The organism is Arthrobacter sp. Soc17.1.1.1, assembly GCF_036867195.1.
Lineage (GTDB): Bacteria > Actinomycetota > Actinomycetes > Actinomycetales > Micrococcaceae > Arthrobacter_D.
The window spans coordinates 1,573,445-1,589,352 of the sequence record NZ_JBAJII010000001.1; the positions used below are offsets into that span (position 1 = coordinate 1,573,445).

17 protein-coding genes are annotated in these 15,908 nt (G+C 60.7%); 11 read left to right on the forward strand and 6 right to left on the reverse strand.

Annotated features, from left to right (window positions below; translation table 11 throughout):
* Positions 1-12 precede the first annotated feature (12 nt).
* The 5 genes from nrdI to V6S67_RS07090 all read left to right on the forward strand — a co-directional run bounded on the left by nrdI (position 13) and on the right by V6S67_RS07090 (position 7,226).
* Complete coding sequence (gene nrdI / locus V6S67_RS07070) at positions 13-480, forward strand: class Ib ribonucleoside-diphosphate reductase assembly flavoprotein NrdI (RefSeq protein ID WP_334209561.1); 468 nt, start codon at positions 13-15, stop codon at positions 478-480.
* Positions 477-2,636, forward strand: a complete 2,160-nt coding sequence (gene nrdE / locus V6S67_RS07075) for a class 1b ribonucleoside-diphosphate reductase subunit alpha (RefSeq protein ID WP_334209562.1) — start codon at positions 477-479, stop codon at positions 2,634-2,636. Before nrdI ends, nrdE begins: the two co-directional genes overlap by 4 nt.
* Before the next feature lie 35 nt (positions 2,637-2,671).
* A complete protein-coding gene (locus V6S67_RS07080) occupies positions 2,672-3,454 on the forward strand; it encodes an NUMOD3 domain-containing DNA-binding protein (RefSeq protein ID WP_334209563.1) in 783 nt (260 codons plus the stop codon).
* Positions 3,455-3,462: 8 nt separating this feature from the next.
* Positions 3,463-4,437: a class 1b ribonucleoside-diphosphate reductase subunit beta gene (gene nrdF, locus V6S67_RS07085; protein ID WP_334209564.1), complete on the forward strand. Its 975-nt coding sequence runs from the start codon at positions 3,463-3,465 to the stop codon at positions 4,435-4,437.
* 755 nt (positions 4,438-5,192) lie between these two features.
* Complete coding sequence (locus V6S67_RS07090; RefSeq protein WP_334209565.1) at positions 5,193-7,226, forward strand: hypothetical protein; 2,034 nt, start codon at positions 5,193-5,195, stop codon at positions 7,224-7,226.
* A 324-nt stretch (positions 7,227-7,550) separates the two neighbouring features.
* Here V6S67_RS07090 and V6S67_RS19935 read toward each other — a convergent pair whose 3' ends face one another.
* Positions 7,551-7,841, reverse strand: a complete 291-nt coding sequence (locus tag V6S67_RS19935; RefSeq protein ID WP_442884723.1) for a helix-turn-helix domain-containing protein — start codon at positions 7,839-7,841, stop codon at positions 7,551-7,553.
* 61 nt (positions 7,842-7,902) lie between these two features.
* Between V6S67_RS19935 and V6S67_RS07095 the strand changes: the two genes are divergently transcribed.
* Entirely contained in the window at positions 7,903-8,181 is a 279-nt protein-coding gene (locus V6S67_RS07095) for a hypothetical protein (protein WP_334209566.1), read from the forward strand.
* Between the two features lie 438 nt (positions 8,182-8,619).
* Here V6S67_RS07095 and V6S67_RS07100 read toward each other — a convergent pair whose 3' ends face one another.
* On the reverse strand, positions 8,620-9,399 hold the full coding sequence (locus tag V6S67_RS07100; protein ID WP_334209567.1) for a metallophosphoesterase family protein: 780 nt from the start codon (positions 9,397-9,399) through the stop codon (positions 8,620-8,622).
* A gap of 323 nt (positions 9,400-9,722) precedes the next feature.
* On the opposite strand from V6S67_RS07100, the gene V6S67_RS07105 reads away from it, so the two are divergent.
* Both V6S67_RS07105 and V6S67_RS07110 read left to right on the forward strand, forming a co-directional pair.
* The gene (locus V6S67_RS07105; protein ID WP_334209568.1) at positions 9,723-10,172 is read left to right on the forward strand and encodes a hypothetical protein; all 450 of its coding nucleotides are present in this window, start codon (positions 9,723-9,725) and stop codon (positions 10,170-10,172) included.
* A 469-nt stretch (positions 10,173-10,641) separates the two neighbouring features.
* Positions 10,642-10,908, forward strand: a complete 267-nt coding sequence (locus tag V6S67_RS07110; protein ID WP_334209569.1) for a helix-turn-helix domain-containing protein — start codon at positions 10,642-10,644, stop codon at positions 10,906-10,908.
* A 119-nt stretch (positions 10,909-11,027) separates the two neighbouring features.
* On the opposite strand, the gene V6S67_RS07115 is transcribed toward V6S67_RS07110, so the two are convergent.
* The 4 genes from V6S67_RS07115 to V6S67_RS07130 all read right to left on the reverse strand — a co-directional run bounded on the left by V6S67_RS07115 (position 11,028) and on the right by V6S67_RS07130 (position 13,175).
* Positions 11,028-11,612 carry a hypothetical protein gene (locus tag V6S67_RS07115; RefSeq protein ID WP_334209570.1) on the reverse strand — a complete coding sequence of 195 codons (585 nt, stop codon included), beginning with the start codon at positions 11,610-11,612 and terminating at the stop codon, positions 11,028-11,030.
* A 119-nt stretch (positions 11,613-11,731) separates the two neighbouring features.
* Positions 11,732-12,079: a histone-like nucleoid-structuring protein Lsr2 gene (locus V6S67_RS07120; protein ID WP_334209571.1), complete on the reverse strand. Its 348-nt coding sequence runs from the start codon at positions 12,077-12,079 to the stop codon at positions 11,732-11,734.
* A gap of 97 nt (positions 12,080-12,176) precedes the next feature.
* Entirely contained in the window at positions 12,177-12,533 is a 357-nt protein-coding gene (locus V6S67_RS07125) for a hypothetical protein (protein ID WP_334209572.1), read from the reverse strand.
* Between the two features lie 162 nt (positions 12,534-12,695).
* Positions 12,696-13,175 (reverse strand): hypothetical protein, encoded by a 480-nt coding sequence (locus V6S67_RS07130; protein WP_334209573.1) that lies wholly within the window; start codon positions 13,173-13,175, stop codon positions 12,696-12,698.
* 363 nt (positions 13,176-13,538) lie between these two features.
* Between V6S67_RS07130 and V6S67_RS07135 the strand changes: the two genes are divergently transcribed.
* The 3 genes from V6S67_RS07135 (at position 13,539) to V6S67_RS19940 (ending at position 15,871) form a co-directional block, all read left to right on the forward strand.
* Entirely contained in the window at positions 13,539-14,240 is a 702-nt protein-coding gene (locus V6S67_RS07135; RefSeq protein ID WP_334209574.1) for a helicase associated domain-containing protein, read from the forward strand.
* 101 nt (positions 14,241-14,341) lie between these two features.
* The gene (locus V6S67_RS07140; protein WP_334209575.1) at positions 14,342-15,127 is read left to right on the forward strand and encodes a GAF and ANTAR domain-containing protein; all 786 of its coding nucleotides are present in this window, start codon (positions 14,342-14,344) and stop codon (positions 15,125-15,127) included.
* Positions 15,128-15,646: 519 nt separating this feature from the next.
* Positions 15,647-15,871, forward strand: a complete 225-nt coding sequence (locus V6S67_RS19940) for a VOC family protein (protein ID WP_442884863.1) — start codon at positions 15,647-15,649, stop codon at positions 15,869-15,871.
* Positions 15,872-15,908 lie beyond the last annotated feature (37 nt).

The following is a 15,908-nucleotide window of genomic DNA, read 5'->3' on the forward strand; positions in this document are numbered from 1 at the left end:
CGTGGCATCGCCATGAGCGCTCTCGCCGTGGACGACCAGGCGCCCTCCGCATCCCCGGTCGGGGACGCGGAGGGGCCGGTGACCGACGCCCCGCTGATCTACTTCTCGTCGGTCTCCGACAACACCCACCGCTTCGTCACGAAGCTGGGGGTCCGGGCCGCCCGCATGCCGCTGCTCACCAAGGAGCCGACCCTGCAGGCAACCCGCCCCTACGTCCTGGTCCTCCCCACCTACGGAGGGATCACCGGCAAGGGCGCGGTGCCCCGGCAGGTCGTCAAGTTCCTGAACAACGAGCAGAACCGCACCCTCCTGAAGGGGGTCATCGGGGCGGGGAACACCAATTTCGGTGAGACCTACTGCCTTGCCGCCGACATCATCGCGGCCAAGTGCCACGTGCCGGTGCTGTACAGATTCGAAGTCATGGGCACGTCCGAGGACGTGGACCGAGTAACCAAAGGATTGGAAGAGTTTTGGACATGAGTGTTGCAGAGACGGAGACGGGCGCACCCGCTGCCGCGGCCGACCGCTTCAAGGACCTGGGCTATCACGAGCTGAACGCGATGCTCAACCTGTACGGACCGAACGGGGAGATCCAGTTCGACGCCGACCGCGAGGCTGCGCACCAGTACTTCCTGCAGCACGTGAACAACAACACGGTTTTCTTCCACGACCTCGAGGAGAAGCTCGACTACCTGGTGAAGAACGAGTACTACGAGCGTGAGACGCTCCACCAGTACACGATGAACTTCATCCGCGACCTCTTCAAGCGCGCCTACGCCAAGAAGTTCCGCTTCGAGACCTTCCTCGGCGCTTTCAAGTACTACACCTCGTACACGCTGAAGACGTTCGACGGCAAGCGCTACCTCGAGCGCTACGAGGACCGCGTCTGCATGGTCGCCCTGCACCTGGCCCGCGGCAACGAGCAGCTCGCCGAGCAGATGGTCGACGAGATCATCGACGGCCGCTTCCAGCCTGCCACCCCCACGTTCCTCAACGCCGGCAAGCGCCAGCGCGGCGAGCTCGTCTCCTGCTTCCTCCTCCGCATCGAGGACAACATGGAGTCGATCGGCCGGTCCATCAACTCGGCCCTGCAGCTCTCCAAGCGCGGCGGCGGCGTCGCGTTCGCGCTCACCAACATCCGCGAGGTCGGCGCGCCGATCAAGCAGATCGAGAACCAGTCCTCCGGCGTCATCCCCGTGATGAAGCTCCTCGAGGACAGCTTCTCCTACGCCAACCAGCTCGGCGCCCGCCAGGGTGCCGGCGCCGTGTACCTGCACGCCCACCACCCGGACATCAACCGCTTCCTCGACACCAAGCGCGAGAACGCGGACGAGAAGATCCGCATCAAGACGCTGTCCCTCGGCGTCGTGGTTCCCGACATCACGTTCGAGCTCGCCAAGCGCGACGAGGACATGTACCTGTTCTCCCCGTACGACGTCGAGCGCGTCTACGGCATGCCGTTCTCCGACATCTCGGTCACCGAGAAGTACTACGAGATGGTGGACGACGCCCGCATCAAGAAGACCAAGATCAAGGCCCGCGAGTTCTTCCAGACCCTCGCGGAGATCCAGTTCGAGTCCGGCTACCCGTACATCATGTTCGAGGACACCGTGAACCGGGCCAACCCGATCGAGGGCAAGATCATCATGTCCAACCTGTGCTCCGAGATCCTCCAGGTCTCCGAGCCCACCACGTACAACGAGGACCTGTCCTACGACCAGGTGGGCAAGGACATCTCCTGCAACCTCGGCTCGCTGAACATCGCGAAGACCATGGACTCGCCCGACTTCGGCCGGACGATCGAGACCGCGATCCGCACCCTCTCGGCCGTCTCGGACATGAGCCACATCAGCTCGGTGCCCTCGATCGCGAAGGGCAATGACGCCTCGCACGCCATCGGCCTCGGCCAGATGAACCTGCACGGCTACCTCGCCCGGGAGCGGGTCCACTACGGCTCCGAGGAGGGCCTGGACTTCACCAACATCTACTTCTACTCCGTGGTGTACCACTGCATCCGGGCGTCGAACCTGATGTCCATCGAGACCGGCCGCCGGTTCGCCGGCTTCGAGAAGTCGAAGTACGCCAGCGGCGAGTTCTTCGACAAGTACACCGATCAGGTATGGGAGCCGGCGACGCCGCGCGTGCGTGAGCTGTTCGCCGACGTGCACATCCCCACGCAGGAGGACTGGCGTGCCCTGAAGGCCTCGGTCATGGAGCACGGCATCTACAACCAGAACCTGCAGGCCGTGCCGCCCACCGGTTCCATCTCGTACATCAACAACTCGACGTCCTCCATCCACCCGGTGGCGTCGAAGATCGAGATCCGTAAGGAAGGCAAGCTGGGCCGCGTGTACTACCCGGCCCCGTACCTGACCAACGACAACCTGGAGTACTACCAGGACGCGTACGAGATCGGTTACGAGAAGATCATCGACACCTACGCCGCTGCCACGCAGCACGTGGACCAGGGCCTGTCCCTGACGCTGTTCTTCAAGGACACCGCCACCACGCGCGAGATCAACAAGTCGCAGATCTACGCCTGGCGCAAGGGCATCAAGACCGTCTACTACATCCGTCTCCGCCAGCTCGCGCTGGAAGGGACGGAGGTGGAGAACTGCGTCAGCTGCATGCTCTAGGCAACTAAATCAGTTCAGTCATCCGGAGGTGCGGAATGGTGGGGACGACGGTGGCAACGGGCGGGCTGGTCTACGGCATCCGGCTCAAGCAGGATGGTGAGTACCGGTATGTGGGTATCACGACCAAGACCGCGAGCCGTCGTTTCCACCAGCATCTTCGGGTGGCCGCCGAGGGGCGAAAAACGCCGTTCTACGACTGGCTTCGAAAACATGACGAGGTCGATGTCGCAATCGACGAACTGGATCGGATTGAAGGTCTGCCTGAACTCGGGCAGGCCGAGATCGACTGGATCGGCTATCTGAAGCGCCAAGGTGATCGGTTGCTCAACCTGTCGGATGGCGGGCTAGGACCGACCGGCGTCGTCTGGACAGAAGAACAGCGACAAGCTGCCCGGCTCCGAAGTACAGGCAGAAAGGGCCTCAGCCGGCCCGGTCCCGCAAATCCTTTCTATGGCAAGAAGCACAGCGACGAGCAGCGGGAACAGTGGACAGTTGATCGCAAGGGAACGAACTCGGGCGCCAGCAATGCGAATTTTGGGAAGTTCGGAGCGGATCATCCAAGCTTCGGTCACGCGATGAGCGTGGAATCCCGTAACGCTCTTTCGGAGGCGCGGAAGGGCGCGGGGAACGTCAACTTTGGTAAGAAATTTACTGATGAAACTCGAGCGAAGATGTCAGCAGCACAAAAGGGCCGTCCGAAGCCTGCCAGCCAGCGAAGCGCTCACACCAGGCATCACACCAACAAGGGCATCGAGAAAGCCGACTGCAGGCACTGCGTCGAGGACTCAGCCACCTTACGCAACACATCAGAAAGTTAATCACCGTCATGACTGAGAAACTGAAGCTCGTCGACCAGGTCCAGGCCATCAACTGGAACCGCATCCAGGACGACAAGGACGTGGACGTCTGGAACCGCCTGGTGAACAACTTCTGGCTGCCCGAGAAGGTGCCGCTGTCCAACGACGTGCAGTCGTGGGCGACACTCACGCCGGAGGAGCAGCAGCTCACCATGCGCGTGTTCACCGGCCTCACCCTGCTCGACACCGTGCAGGCGACGGTCGGCGCGGTCAGCCTGATCCCCGATGCGGTCACCCCGCACGAGGAGGCCGTCCTTACGAACATCGCGTTCATGGAGTCGGTGCACGCCAAGAGCTACTCGTCGATCTTCTCCACGCTGGCCTCCACCAAGGAGATCGACGAGGCGTTCCGCTGGTCCACCGAGAACGTGAACCTGCAGAAGAAGGCGCACATCGTCACGGACTACTACCGCGGCGACGATCCCCTGAAGCGCAAGGTCGCCTCGACCCTGCTCGAGAGCTTCCTGTTCTACTCCGGCTTCTACCTGCCGATGTACTGGTCCTCGCGGGCCAAGCTCACGAACACGGCGGACCTGGTGCGCCTGATCATCCGTGATGAGGCCGTCCACGGGTACTACATCGGGTACAAGTACCAGCGCGGACTGGAGAGCGCGACGCCGGAGCGCCGCCAGGAGCTCAAGGACTACACGTTCGAGCTGCTCTTCGAGCTGTACGAGAACGAGGTCCAGTACACGCACGACCTCTACGACTCCGTGGGCCTGGCCGAGGACGTCAAGAAGTTCCTGCACTACAACGCCAACAAGGCGCTGATGAACCTGGGCTACGAGGCGATGTTCCCGTCGTCCGTGACCGACGTGAACCCGGCGATCCTCTCGGCGCTGTCCCCGAACGCCGACGAGAACCACGACTTCTTCTCGGGCTCGGGCTCCTCGTACGTGATCGGCAAGGCCGTGAACACCGAGGACGAGGACTGGGACTTCTAGGTCCGTGTGAGACGCAGACCTAGTTGGAAGAATGCGGCTCTAGTTGGAAGATGCGGAGCACCTAGTTGGAAGTCTTCCAACTAGGTGCTCCGCCCTCAGGCGACCTTGAACCTGCCGGTTCGTGTAGATGGACAAGCTTCTTGGTCCTGAGTGTGAGTTGACAAGATAGTTGGCCGCCGTAGGGTGCAGACCTATCTAAGCAATTGCGGCGCACTCGAGCAGAAGTAGCTTTGCATCTGGGCATTGCTCCTATAGGAGACCTGCACCTTCTGTGGCACCCGACACCAAGCTGGTGTGAGCACTGCCAGGCTGCAAGCGCGTCCGCCAGTCGATGGGCGGTGCAGAAGGTCCAAGTTTCACGTCAAGTGCGTGCCCCAAGCCCCTCCTCGTTGATGAGTGGGACTAGTCGTCACAGCTGTAGAAAGACCACCACGTCGCTGATGCTGTAATGCGTCATCGGCTGATGTGTTCGATAGCCGTATTTGAAGCATCGAAATGTGAGCATTTTGCAGACAATGTTCCGACGCAGTCGGCACCTTGAGAGACTGACCTGAAACACTGAGCCGTCGACCTCTCAAGAAGTTGGCAAACGCTGCTTGAGATACGGCAGCTAGATCGACGTAGGTCTCAGATCGTTCGAAACTCGACAGCTCGCCGCCGGCCGACCGAAACGGCCGAAAAAAGATAGGAACAAATATGACGCGCGACAGGGGACGTTTCGCCAAATACGACGTGGCTGCGAAGTGAGTGCCACTATGACAACCAGTAACTCATTGCTTGCGAGCCTGGCCATCATTAAGGCGAACTGGGACTACTCACAGGAAAGCTACGTCGACAATTTTCTTCCCTTTTTCCTCGATGCAGTGAAAAATGCCGAAGGGCCAATCCCAACCGCTACCGCCAAAGTCCATATCAGGGAACGGTTTGGGATCGACATACCAGAGGGCGTACTCAGTACCTTAAGCCGTCGGGCCGTCCATAAAGGTTATGGCCAGCGCGAGAATGGCAATTTCGTTGCTGATCCAACAAAATTCGAAGATATTCGGGATTTGGGTCGCCAGAAGGCAGATTATCTACGGAAGCAGTCCGCATTAGTAAATGAACTTGTGAAGTACTCAGCGGATAGGTTTCAGCGGCATCTAAGTGTCGAGGACGCGGAGGATGCCCTGCTGAATCATATAGAGGAACACTCGGTCCCGATTCTTGGCTCAGTGATGAATGGCGCACCGTACGACAGTCGATCACCGTCCCGCTCTAACCCCGATACCGAGTATGTCGTCAACTCGTTCATCAGCGATGTTGTGAGCAGTATGCCAGCATCCTTTGACCACCTGGAAACAGTTGTGAAGGGAAGCATGCTTGCAGTTTCACTCTATCTCCCAAACAACAGCGAATTAGGTAAGCGCTTCGACCGCACGACTCTGTACTTAGACGCCCCCGTGTTGTTGAAGGCCCTGGGCTATGAAGGAAGTGAGGCGGGAGCAGCTGCGAAGGACCTCATAGTTTTGTCGAAATCTGCCGGCGCCGAGCTTGCCTGTTTTGAGCACAGTGTAGGCGAGGTCAGGGGTATTCTCGACAGGTCAGCTGGAAAAGCCAAGAACGGCGGTTTCAACGGTACTCATCGTAGAGCAACGGACGCCTATTTCGCCGGTGAAGGATTTGGCGCGAGTGACATTCTGTTGCTGTCGCAGCGCTTGGAGGATAATGTTGCTGCTCTTGGAGTATCGATTCATGAACGCCCCGAACCCACTGCGGAGCTAACGGTAGATGAACTTGCTTTGGAAGAAGCAATGGAATCAAGCATTTCTTACTCAAGTCGCGATACGCTGCTCAATGACCTGGACAGCCTCACTGCTATCCATCGTCTCCGCAGCGGGCGTAGCAGCTCTCGCCTAGAGACAAGCCGCGCCCTGCTGGTCACTACAAATGGCGCATTGACTCGTGTCGCTCGCTCGTTCTTTTCAAAAGAGGGCGACCATGGTTGGCCCGTGGCTTTGACTGATCATCACTTGGCCACTCTCGTATGGCTCAAAAAACCGCAAGCTGCCCCCAACCTGCCTCGGCGTCAGATCCTTGCTGACTGTTTCGCTGCGCTCGAACCGGGAGGGCGCGTTTGGGATCGGTACTTAGAGGAGATCCATCGGTTGGGAAGCCGGGGCAAAGCATCTGAAAATGATCTCATGCTGCTCCGCTACTCAACAGAGGCGCAGCGCAGTCTCATGGATCGAACGTTGGGGGACCATAATCAGGTAACGGCGGAAACGGTGGCCGATATTCTAAATAAAGTTCGGCAAAATATACTCTCTCCGACGGAAGAAGAGCGCGATGCTGCATTCCAGGCAGCAAGTACGACGAAATCTGCGCTTGACGAAGCGAAACAGTTGATTCGGAATCAGGATGCCTCTCTGGTGGCCGAACAAGCAGCTAAGCAAAAAGCAGAGAATCGATCCTCCGCGTTGGAAGACCGGCTTGCCGCACTGGAGGCTACAGCAAGAAGTCGGCGCGCGGCAGCTTCCGCGAAAGCGAAACGACGAGCCGCGCTTGCCTATCGGGGGGTTCTTATTTTCTGTGGTGCGGTGCTCCTCTACGCTGTCGCCGCTACGGTCCTGCCTGACGGCATCATCCCGGGCTGGGGGGAGCCCGCCGTGCCCTACTGCTTTACGTTCTCGGCTTTGGGGGGAGGCGCAACTCTAATGTGGGGCGGCAGCATTGAGGGGACAGCAGGCTATCTCAGGCGTCAACTCGAGAAGCGACTGGAGAGAAGGTATTTGGGTGATCTTGGAGGATAAACTCAGCCGCTTTCTCAATCCGTCACGACGACAGGTTCGTTGAGCGCCTTTTGATCACCCGGCAGGCTGAAGAATATGACAGCGCGGGTATCTTAGCGCCACCTGATCACGGGAAAGAGATTGATGGTTTGGTGGTAGCTCATGGTTCTAAGCCTCGCAAAAAGAAAGCATCGCTGGAGTGTGGTTCTGCAACTGCCGATGAATTGCGCGGTTAGCTTTCCATTCGGAGGGTTTGCTGGGTTGGACCCCGGTCGAATGTGGCCCCTCCTTTTGATCTTTGAGATCATGAAAGTGACCTAGATGCTAGGCGCCAACCCTGCCGGCTTAGGTGTGGCCGTGATGCTCATCGAGATCACTCAGCAATGTCGTGATGGGGATACCTAGAACATCGGCGATGTCCCAGAGCCGTTCGAAGCTCATACCTCGGCGGCCGAACTCAAGACTAATGATCATGTTGCGGCTCAGTCCGGACTCGAGCGCTAGCGCCTCCTGGCTAAGACCTTGGTCAACGCGGAGACTCCTGATGCGCCGTCCAACTGATTGCCGGCGCTTCGTCCACTTTTGCTGCGTTTCGGCGGAGGTCTGAGTCGGTCGGATGGGCACACTCCATGGCACTAGCTGTAGACCTCGATGTCTGCTCTACTAGTGATACATCGCGGGTGTAGGGAGGTGAGATGTGGCACTGCACGTCATCATCAGCCTTGATAACCCTGTGTCCCTGCGTGACCTCAGGAGGTTTGTCTACCTGACGGAGTCGAAGACGGGTCTCGATGAGGACCTGAGGTACCTCGATGAAGAGACGGGGCACGCGGAATTTCTGGAGGTAATTCTCTCTGACTCTGCTGCAACCGTTCACCTGTACAAGGACATCCTCGACTTGCGAAGGGACGGGCGGACCTTTCGCCGTGGCGCCACAGGCGAATCCGCATCAGAAGCTAGTCCGCCCAAGGATTGAGGCCTGGTACACCGTGAGTGAGCATGGACGCTGACAGGAACGCGGCACCAGCGAGCGAACCCGCCAGGGTGGTACGAGACACCGATCGTGGCGAATTTCTTGTCGAGACGTTCACGGGCAGCGTGTATGCCCTCGACTTGGACTTGCGAGTTATTAGTCGCTATGTCGGAGATGGAGGAGGTGTGCTCTTTGCTCCAGCCGGTTTGCGGAAGGACGGACTGCCGATCCCACTGCTATCGATAGTGATCTGCGAAGTCGAGAAACCTGCGGTGTTCTGGGTGCAGGTCCGCGAGGATCGCACGCCGACGCTGCGCACAACCAGCCCGGTGACGTCCATCTCCCGTCCCGGGCAGAGCCCCCAGTACTCAGGGAATCTCTGACCCACGCTCCGGTCAGTGCATGCCGCCATTTTGTTCTGGGCCCACGAAGAACGTTTATTCACCGACCTACGACGAATAGCGGTTCGGCCACCAGGGACCCGGTGTTGGTCGGAATCAAGAGGACGGCATTGCCCTCCCGGTTCAGCTCCTTGCCAAGGACATGCACTCGCGTTTCGGTGCCCTCGGCATGTGGAATCGAATGCTGGCGGCGGTGATGCCAGTGGCCACAGAACATCACCGGAGGCTGAAGGCGTTCGACGACCGAGTCCAGCAATCGCCTTGTTTGCTCAGCTCGGTCCGCAATGTGCGGCGGCAGGTCGAATTCCCCCTTCATGGGAACGGAGGCCGGTACATCGTGGGTGAGCAGAACCTTAACAGGTCCGCCGGCGATGAGATGCTCGGCTTCCTCCTGCGTGGGTTCCTCGTTGGGCCACCAGTCTTTTCCTGTTTTGCGCCATCCTTGGTCGACGCTGTAGGCGCCGCCGAGCCCGCCAATCACGACACTCTCAATGGTGGTGCGGCCACCACGGGGAAGTATCAGGACCTGCTCCGTGAACTGCGCGGTGCCGTCCTCACCTACGGGTAGTTTGAGGATCGTGCTCCAGTTGTCGTGATTACCGGGAGAGATGAGAATGCGCATGTCTGAGGCAGCCAGGCGACGGCTGAGCTTGCTTTCGTACCGGCCCCGCTGAGGACCGGGGAAGTCGAGACCGAAGTCTCCCACATGCAGCAGAGTCCTCACTCCGGCGCGTTCAGCAGCGTCGATGGCACCGAGGGCCCAGCCAAGGTGCCCGTGCCAATCGCCGAAGACGGCCAGGAGAGGGTTGGACAGTTCCATGCGATAAACCTATGTGCTGGTCCCAGATGAAGCTGCGCGTTGATGCTCCGACCCGTGGAGGCGGCAAGATGGGTACGGGCATCGGGGCGCTTGTTGCTGGCCTGTAAACCAGGGGTGCGTGACGTTCTCACCCTTTCACCGCTGCCACCTGCTCGTAAGCGGAGAAGACAAAGCGAGGGCCCTCCGCAAGGGGGTTGCTACTTCGAACTACCCCAAATTTTTCAGGCACGCGCTTCCAGGTATCTGCCGCTCGAGCCTATGATCAGGCCCAGACCTCTGCTGCGGTGGCGCATGCTGCCTGCCTGTAATCGTTTGGAGTGCCAGTGGATGAACTAGTGGAGTGGTCAAAAGATTTCGAGTACGACCTTCGGAACGGGTCAGGCGCACCGACGCTGCTCACCCTTGCGATCGCGGACAATGACGCACAAGCAGGACTGCTTGTAGAGACAGCATTGAAGCTGATTGAGTCCGCGGACGGACCGGTGGACGAAGTGTCGGCCAGACAGTTGACGCCTGAAACTGCGGCTTTCCAGCATGTGATCTCGCGTCTTCCGGGATTCCTGATCGTTCGGGATGTGGAGGTACCGCTGAACCAACTGGTGGTCAGTATGTGCGCTGCGCACCAGCACCGCATACGCGAAGACTCGCAGGCGGGTCTACTCGTTATCGGTACACCCGCAGGCATCGCCGCCCTACGGTCGCACCCAGCAATGGGCTTCCTGAGCCGGGCCACACCCTTGGACGTGCGTAATGGGCAGGGCCGGCCTCGTTAAAGGACGACAGCAAACGCGTGGGAGCAGGCCTGACAGATAATCCATTTGATGGGCATCCGGAGCGACCCCGAGGGCGAATTGACCTGGTCCTCGCCCTCGTTTCGGAAGACTGGGGGCGCTCAGGGGCTGATCAGCGATTCTTCCAGTACGTCACTAATCTCGCTCACGACACCATCGGCGCGAAGGACGCGTTCGTGGTCGAGGATGACACAGTCATCGAGGCCCTGCGGGCGCGGATCGATCTCAGGAGTCAGCGCTGGCCAGCGGGGTGCCGAATAACCTCCCACAGATAGCTGGGGCGGTCGTGACCGAATCCTTTGCTCAATCCTGCTTGCGGCTCGACGAACACCCAAGGATCCCGTGGAACGAGTGTGCGGGGCGCTTCATGGGTAGCGATTCCGGCGGGGTGCTCGCACTCTAACCCGGCGTGGCAGTACGCACTTGCTCGGCGAACTGAAATGCTGGGTGCATGACAGGCCACCCTTCGCGTGAGCAGTCCCGGCCGTTGCGTTTCCTCACCTTGCAGCAGGTAGCCGATGAATTGAACACCAAGCACAGCACCGTCCGCGCACTCATTCAATCGGGTGAACTGCCTGCTATTCAGATAGGCGGTCGCGGCCAGTGGCGTATTGAACGGGCCAAGCTCGAGGATTACATTGCAGGTGCCTACGTGCGGGCCCGGGTCGACATCGCCCGAGAAGAGGCCGATGAGGGTTCTAACCTCACCGTGGGGTGAGCGCTCTGACGTGCAATCCTGTTGCAATGCGCGGATTGCTCGGCGTGGCAATTCATAGTGTGCGTCGATGCACTAACAACGGCGCAGGCCGGAGACACTGGACAGCTGTCCCAGGAGAATTATCCCCATGATGTCGGAAGCATGGTGTTCTCCCACGCGGTCCGGTACCTAGCCAGGCTATAGGGTGCGGTGGCGGCTAGGAAGCGCCCCTGGCGCCGGAAGCTTCTCACCTGTAGGACTGCCAGGACAGCGAAGGCTGTGAAAAAGGCCAGGTACACCCAGTCCAGGTTTCCCATCGCTTGGCCGATGAAGTAGGTGTAGGCGGGGACGATCAGGAGCGTGGTGGCGGCGTCCTTGCGGCTGCGCACGGCAACGGCCCGTGCCACGCTGAGGTGGGCTGCTGGTACGGGTTCCTTGCCGTTGATGCCGCGCATCAAAGCCTTCTGCTCGTCCTTCTCCAGGGGGAAGGTGATGGCAATGTTTGATCCGAGCTTGACCCGGAGTTTGAGCCGCTTTGCGTTGTACACGAGCCCGCCGCCTAGGGCGGTGATGGCGAAGATGAACCACCCGGCCTGCACGAGAGTCGGGACCTGTTCTGGCCCGTCTGGAATGACGATGGGGCCCAGCAGGGCCAAGAGAAGGACGATGGCGAGGGCGCCGAGCGGCAGATAGCGGCTGTAGTAAACCCGCAGCGCCTCGTCCATGCCGTTGTCGGCGTAGCCTTGCGCGTACTGCCCGGCTTTCGCCCACCGGGCATCGGCTGCCGTTCTCGGATCCTCCACCCGGCCATCGCCCCCTGTAATCGATTTGAGCCGGTCAGCTTCTAGTGGGCTTCGTTGTAGGCGTCGATGATGGACTGGGTGATCCGTCCGCGGGAGCTGGGGTTGTAGCCGTTGTCCTGCGCCCACTGGCGGATCTGCTGGGTGTCCTCACGCTTAGCCCTGCCCGTCGAGGCGGACGTGGGTGTTTTCTGGCCGCCCTGGCCCCTGCGCCCGGTTTTGGCTTTGCGGGCCTTGTCCACGTAGTCGGACAGGGTTGAGCGCAGCTTTTGCGCGTTCTCCGTGGTCAGGTCGATCTCGTAGTCGATGCCGTCGATCCCGAAGCGGACCGTTTCCTGTGCGACGTCACCATTGAGGTCGTCTACCAATTGCACCTGTACGCGCTGCGCCATTTCCACTCCTGAGTTATTAGACATGAATCAATGATCCCCAGCCTTCCACCCTATCGTGTCGAAAAAATGTGGTGCACGCCTGCAAACTGTCCCGGTTTCATTCGCCGGTCCGGTTGTTCTTCTTTTTGTCGCGATTGCCGGTCTGCTTGTCGTCGTGATTGCTGTGACTGCTGTAGTTGGTGCTATTGGGGACGGGTAAGACCGAATTGAGCCATACCCAGCCCTCACGCTGGATCTGAATGAGAGGCTCCAGGAAGCGAATCTTCACCGCAGTCCGGGTGTAGGCGACCGCGTGGGCCTGAATCCGGATGGCTTTGGAGGGGTAGCGGATCCACGCGTACACCCGGCGTGGTTCGGGGAAGTCGGTGGGTTGGGTGTTCTCGAGGTCGAGTTCGGCTGCGGTGAGCATGATCAGCTCCTCGCGCATCACGAACTCCTCAATCCGGTCGTCCATTAGCCTCGCGTACCGTTTGGCGTATCTCTTGTTCTGACTCATGGCCTCGCACTTCGCCCTGGCACCTGCTCGTCATGCCATATGGCGCCGACCTGAGCCGACAGTGTTCGAGTTAAGCGGTGTTCGAGGTGATCACTATCCGCCCGTTGTCCTCGGTAATTGCTAGTAGCCGTCGATGGTGGTGACGCGGCGCAGCCGCCAGTCCTCCCACCGGGCATCGGCGTTCATGTCGAACTCCAGGACCGGGGACGCCGGCCCGGTCTGTGCCCGGAACCGCCAGAACCGGGTCGTCACAACACTGCCCAGACCGCCCAGGCCGCTCAGGGTGTTGTGCCCGCCCGCGCTGCCGAGGCTGCCGAGGCTGCTGTGGGTGTTGTCTGTCCCTGGGGGAGTGGTGACGGATTCTGGCCAGGTGTTCGAGCTGGACCAGGCGAGGGGTTCGCCGATGACCTGCCAGATACTGCCCCGCCAGCGCAGCGCCAACGGTGTGCCGGAGGGCAGGAACCGGACGGCCGCCGGCTCGTCCAGGGCATGCCACGCACCTGTCCGTGTGCCCTCATGTGCGGTGTCCTGAATCGCGTGTTGGGCTGTGTTGTGGGCTGGTTCTGTGGGTGGTGTGGTGTCCACTGGTTGCGCTGTCATCGGCTGCTTCTCCCTTGCCCTGGTGGTTCTTGTGCAGGCTTTAAAATAGAACACAGGTTCGATTATTTGGGAAGCCGGACAAGGGGACGAGGGTGGGGGTTGCGGGTCATCCATTTCTGGCCGGGTGGAGCCCGGAGGAATGAGCTCAAAGCCGTCCACCTGTGGATGAGCCGCCCGCAACACTGTTGCGGCGGTTGGTTACTGTCAACACCATGCATCGCATACCGCCTGGGTCCGACGAAGGAGGGGTATGTCCGGATCGTTGTAACCCTTCGCGGAGGCCGGGCACGGCGCCGTCGTGGTACGCGCGGTCCCTCGGTGGCGGGGGAGTAGCGGTGGCTGATCAGGCGGGCGGGGGGCCTCATGCGTTTTGATGACCTGATCCTGGCCGAGGACGACTACCCGCAGGGGGCGTGTGAGAACCGGCAGGAGTGGCTGCTGATGTACTCCCGCGGGGTGCCGCCGACGGTGATCGCCACATGGTGCAGGGTCGATGTCCGACGCGTCCACCGGGCCATCGACCGGCAGGCGGAACGGCATCCGGAGTGGTTCGACCGGTGCTGGCTGACCCATGACCAGCCCGCTCCCAGCAGCAACCGGCGCCGCTACCGGCGGAGCCGGGAGCAGGTGTGGTGGGAGCACCACGCCCACATGAGCGCCTACGTGGCTCGGGTAGGTGGGTTGCCGGCGCAGAACGACAGCACGGAGGCCCGGATGCTGTATCGGTGGTTGGAGAACCAGCGCCGCAACCACGACGTAGGCCGGCTTGCCCACGACAAGGCCGCGGCCCTGGACAGGCTGGGGGAGTGGGTCGGTACCCGGAAGGGAAGCCCGGACGAGCTATGGGTGCGGCGCCTCGAGCAGGTACAGCGCTTCCGGGACGAGACCGGCCGGTTCCCGGTCTACGACCCGCAGCGCCACCCGGAGGAGAAGATCCTCGCGGTCTGGCTGGGCCGCCAACGTACCTGGTTGCGGAAGGGCCGGCTCCGCACCGACCGACAGGACGCTTTGGGCGAGATGCTGCCCGGTTGGGACAGGCCAACGGGCGGTGCCTGCATTGGTTGAAGGGATTGAACGGTGAACGGTGTGTGGGGTCCGGGCTGCCGGGAGGAGTGTTAGGGCGGGCGGACTACGCTGCTGGCAGGAGTGTGTCGTGAAGAGAGCCAATGAAGGGGGTGGTGGGTGTGGTTGGTCAGGATGTGAGCGGGCGGGGCGAACCGTCCGTTCAGGACGAGGGTGGTTTCGCTAGTCGGGATGTGTTGGCTGTTGCGCTCGGTGAGTTGGCGCGGTCTCTTCAGAAGGAAACCGATGCCGACGCGATCCTGCACAAGATCGTGGGTGCGGCGATTGATCTGATTCCCGGGGTGGAGGAAGGCTCCATCAGCACGGTCCAGGCGCGCCGTCACGTCATCTCCAGGGCGCCCTCCAATGAGACCGCTGCTCGGCTCGATACCTTGCAGAACGAAGCCGGTGAGGGCCCGTGCCTAGACGCGATCTGGAAGCAGCGGACGGTTCGGGTGCCGGATATGGGCACTGAACCGCGGTGGCCGCACTTCTCCGCACTGGCAGCCGAGGCTGGGGCCGGGAGCATGCTGTGTTTCCAGCTGTACGTTGAGGGCGACAACCTGGGCGCCCTGAACCTGTACTCCACCCGCCCCCATACGTTCACCGATGAATCCGAGCACGTGGGCTTGGTCGTGGCGGCCCACGCCGCGGTGGGCTACGCCGAAGCGGTGAAAATCGACCACCTCGAAACGGCGCTGCAGTCCAGGGACCTTATCGGCCAGGCAAAGGGAATCCTCATGGAACGCCACAAGATCCCCGCTGACCAGGCGTTCGGCATCCTCAACCGCGCAAGCTCTGAATCCAATATCAAATTGCACGAAATCGCGCAGCGAACGGTCGACACCGGAGAGGTCCCGACCCACCAACGACCCGGCCAACCACGCTGACAGACATCTTTTTCACAGCCGCGGACAGCGCGTCCCGGACAGTACCTCAGGAGAGGATCAGGGGAACACTCTGGTGTTAAGGAATAGCCCGTCACCCCTCAGGGCAACCCCCACTTCTTCCTCGCGGATGGCACGGGTACCCATGATCCGGGCATCACTCTGCGCCAGAAAGGTCCTCCCGGCGCAGCTTTCCTCGCCATGCATTCCGACGAAACCACCGACCAGTGTTTGTTTGAAGCGCAACGAGCACGGTCGGTGAAACGCGGCAGCCAGCCCGTCAGGTCAGGTGGGAGGGGAAGGTGGGTTGCCGGCGTCGTGAAAAGGTCGGATCTTTCCATGGGCAGCGGGAGCAGGACTGGTTAGTGTCACTGCATGGAACGAGTTCAAGGCATCGGAGGCCTATTCTTCCGAGCAGACGATCCGGACGCCCTTTCGCGCTAGTACGCCGACCACTTAGGCATTGAACCGCCGCCGGCGGCATACGACGTGTCCTCATGGCGCCAGGATGCGGGCGCGACGGTGTTCTCCGGCCTATCCGGGGAATCAGGTCACTTTCCGCCGGGAAAATCGTGGGCAGTGACATTCCGTGTCAGGGATCTCACTGCAATGATCGATCAGCTTGAAGCAGCAGGAGTCGCCGTCACGCGGGACCCGGAAATATACCCCAACGGTTCATTCGCCACGCTCATCGACCCTGAAGGAAACGGAATCCAGCTGTGGGAACCAGCAGGATCAGACACCTGAACCGTCGGTAACGATCGGCTTGTCGGCGGTCAAGGTT

What these genes read in the sequence shown, in the direction of transcription:
- nrdI (WP_334209561.1), top strand. Translation starts at nt 13, where the DNA reads ATGAGCGCTCTCGCCGTGGACGACCAGGCGCCCTCCGCATCCCCGGTC.
- nrdE (WP_334209562.1), top strand. Translation starts at nt 477, where the DNA reads ATGAGTGTTGCAGAGACGGAGACGGGCGCACCCGCTGCCGCGGCCGAC.
- V6S67_RS07080 (WP_334209563.1), top strand. Translation starts at nt 2,672, where the DNA reads ATGGTGGGGACGACGGTGGCAACGGGCGGGCTGGTCTACGGCATCCGG.
- nrdF (WP_334209564.1), top strand. Translation starts at nt 3,463, where the DNA reads ATGACTGAGAAACTGAAGCTCGTCGACCAGGTCCAGGCCATCAACTGG.
- V6S67_RS07090 (WP_334209565.1), top strand. Translation starts at nt 5,193, where the DNA reads ATGACAACCAGTAACTCATTGCTTGCGAGCCTGGCCATCATTAAGGCG.
- V6S67_RS07100 (WP_334209567.1), bottom strand. Translation starts at nt 9,399, where the DNA reads ATGGAACTGTCCAACCCTCTCCTGGCCGTCTTCGGCGATTGGCACGGG.
- V6S67_RS07110 (WP_334209569.1), top strand. Translation starts at nt 10,642, where the DNA reads ATGACAGGCCACCCTTCGCGTGAGCAGTCCCGGCCGTTGCGTTTCCTC.
- V6S67_RS07115 (WP_334209570.1), bottom strand. Translation starts at nt 11,612, where the DNA reads ATGGACGAGGCGCTGCGGGTTTACTACAGCCGCTATCTGCCGCTCGGC.
- V6S67_RS07120 (WP_334209571.1), bottom strand. Translation starts at nt 12,079, where the DNA reads ATGGCGCAGCGCGTACAGGTGCAATTGGTAGACGACCTCAATGGTGAC.
- V6S67_RS07125 (WP_334209572.1), bottom strand. Translation starts at nt 12,533, where the DNA reads ATGGACGACCGGATTGAGGAGTTCGTGATGCGCGAGGAGCTGATCATG.
- V6S67_RS07130 (WP_334209573.1), bottom strand. Translation starts at nt 13,175, where the DNA reads ATGACAGCGCAACCAGTGGACACCACACCACCCACAGAACCAGCCCAC.
- V6S67_RS07135 (WP_334209574.1), top strand. Translation starts at nt 13,539, where the DNA reads ATGCGTTTTGATGACCTGATCCTGGCCGAGGACGACTACCCGCAGGGG.
- V6S67_RS07140 (WP_334209575.1), top strand. Translation starts at nt 14,342, where the DNA reads ATGAAGGGGGTGGTGGGTGTGGTTGGTCAGGATGTGAGCGGGCGGGGC.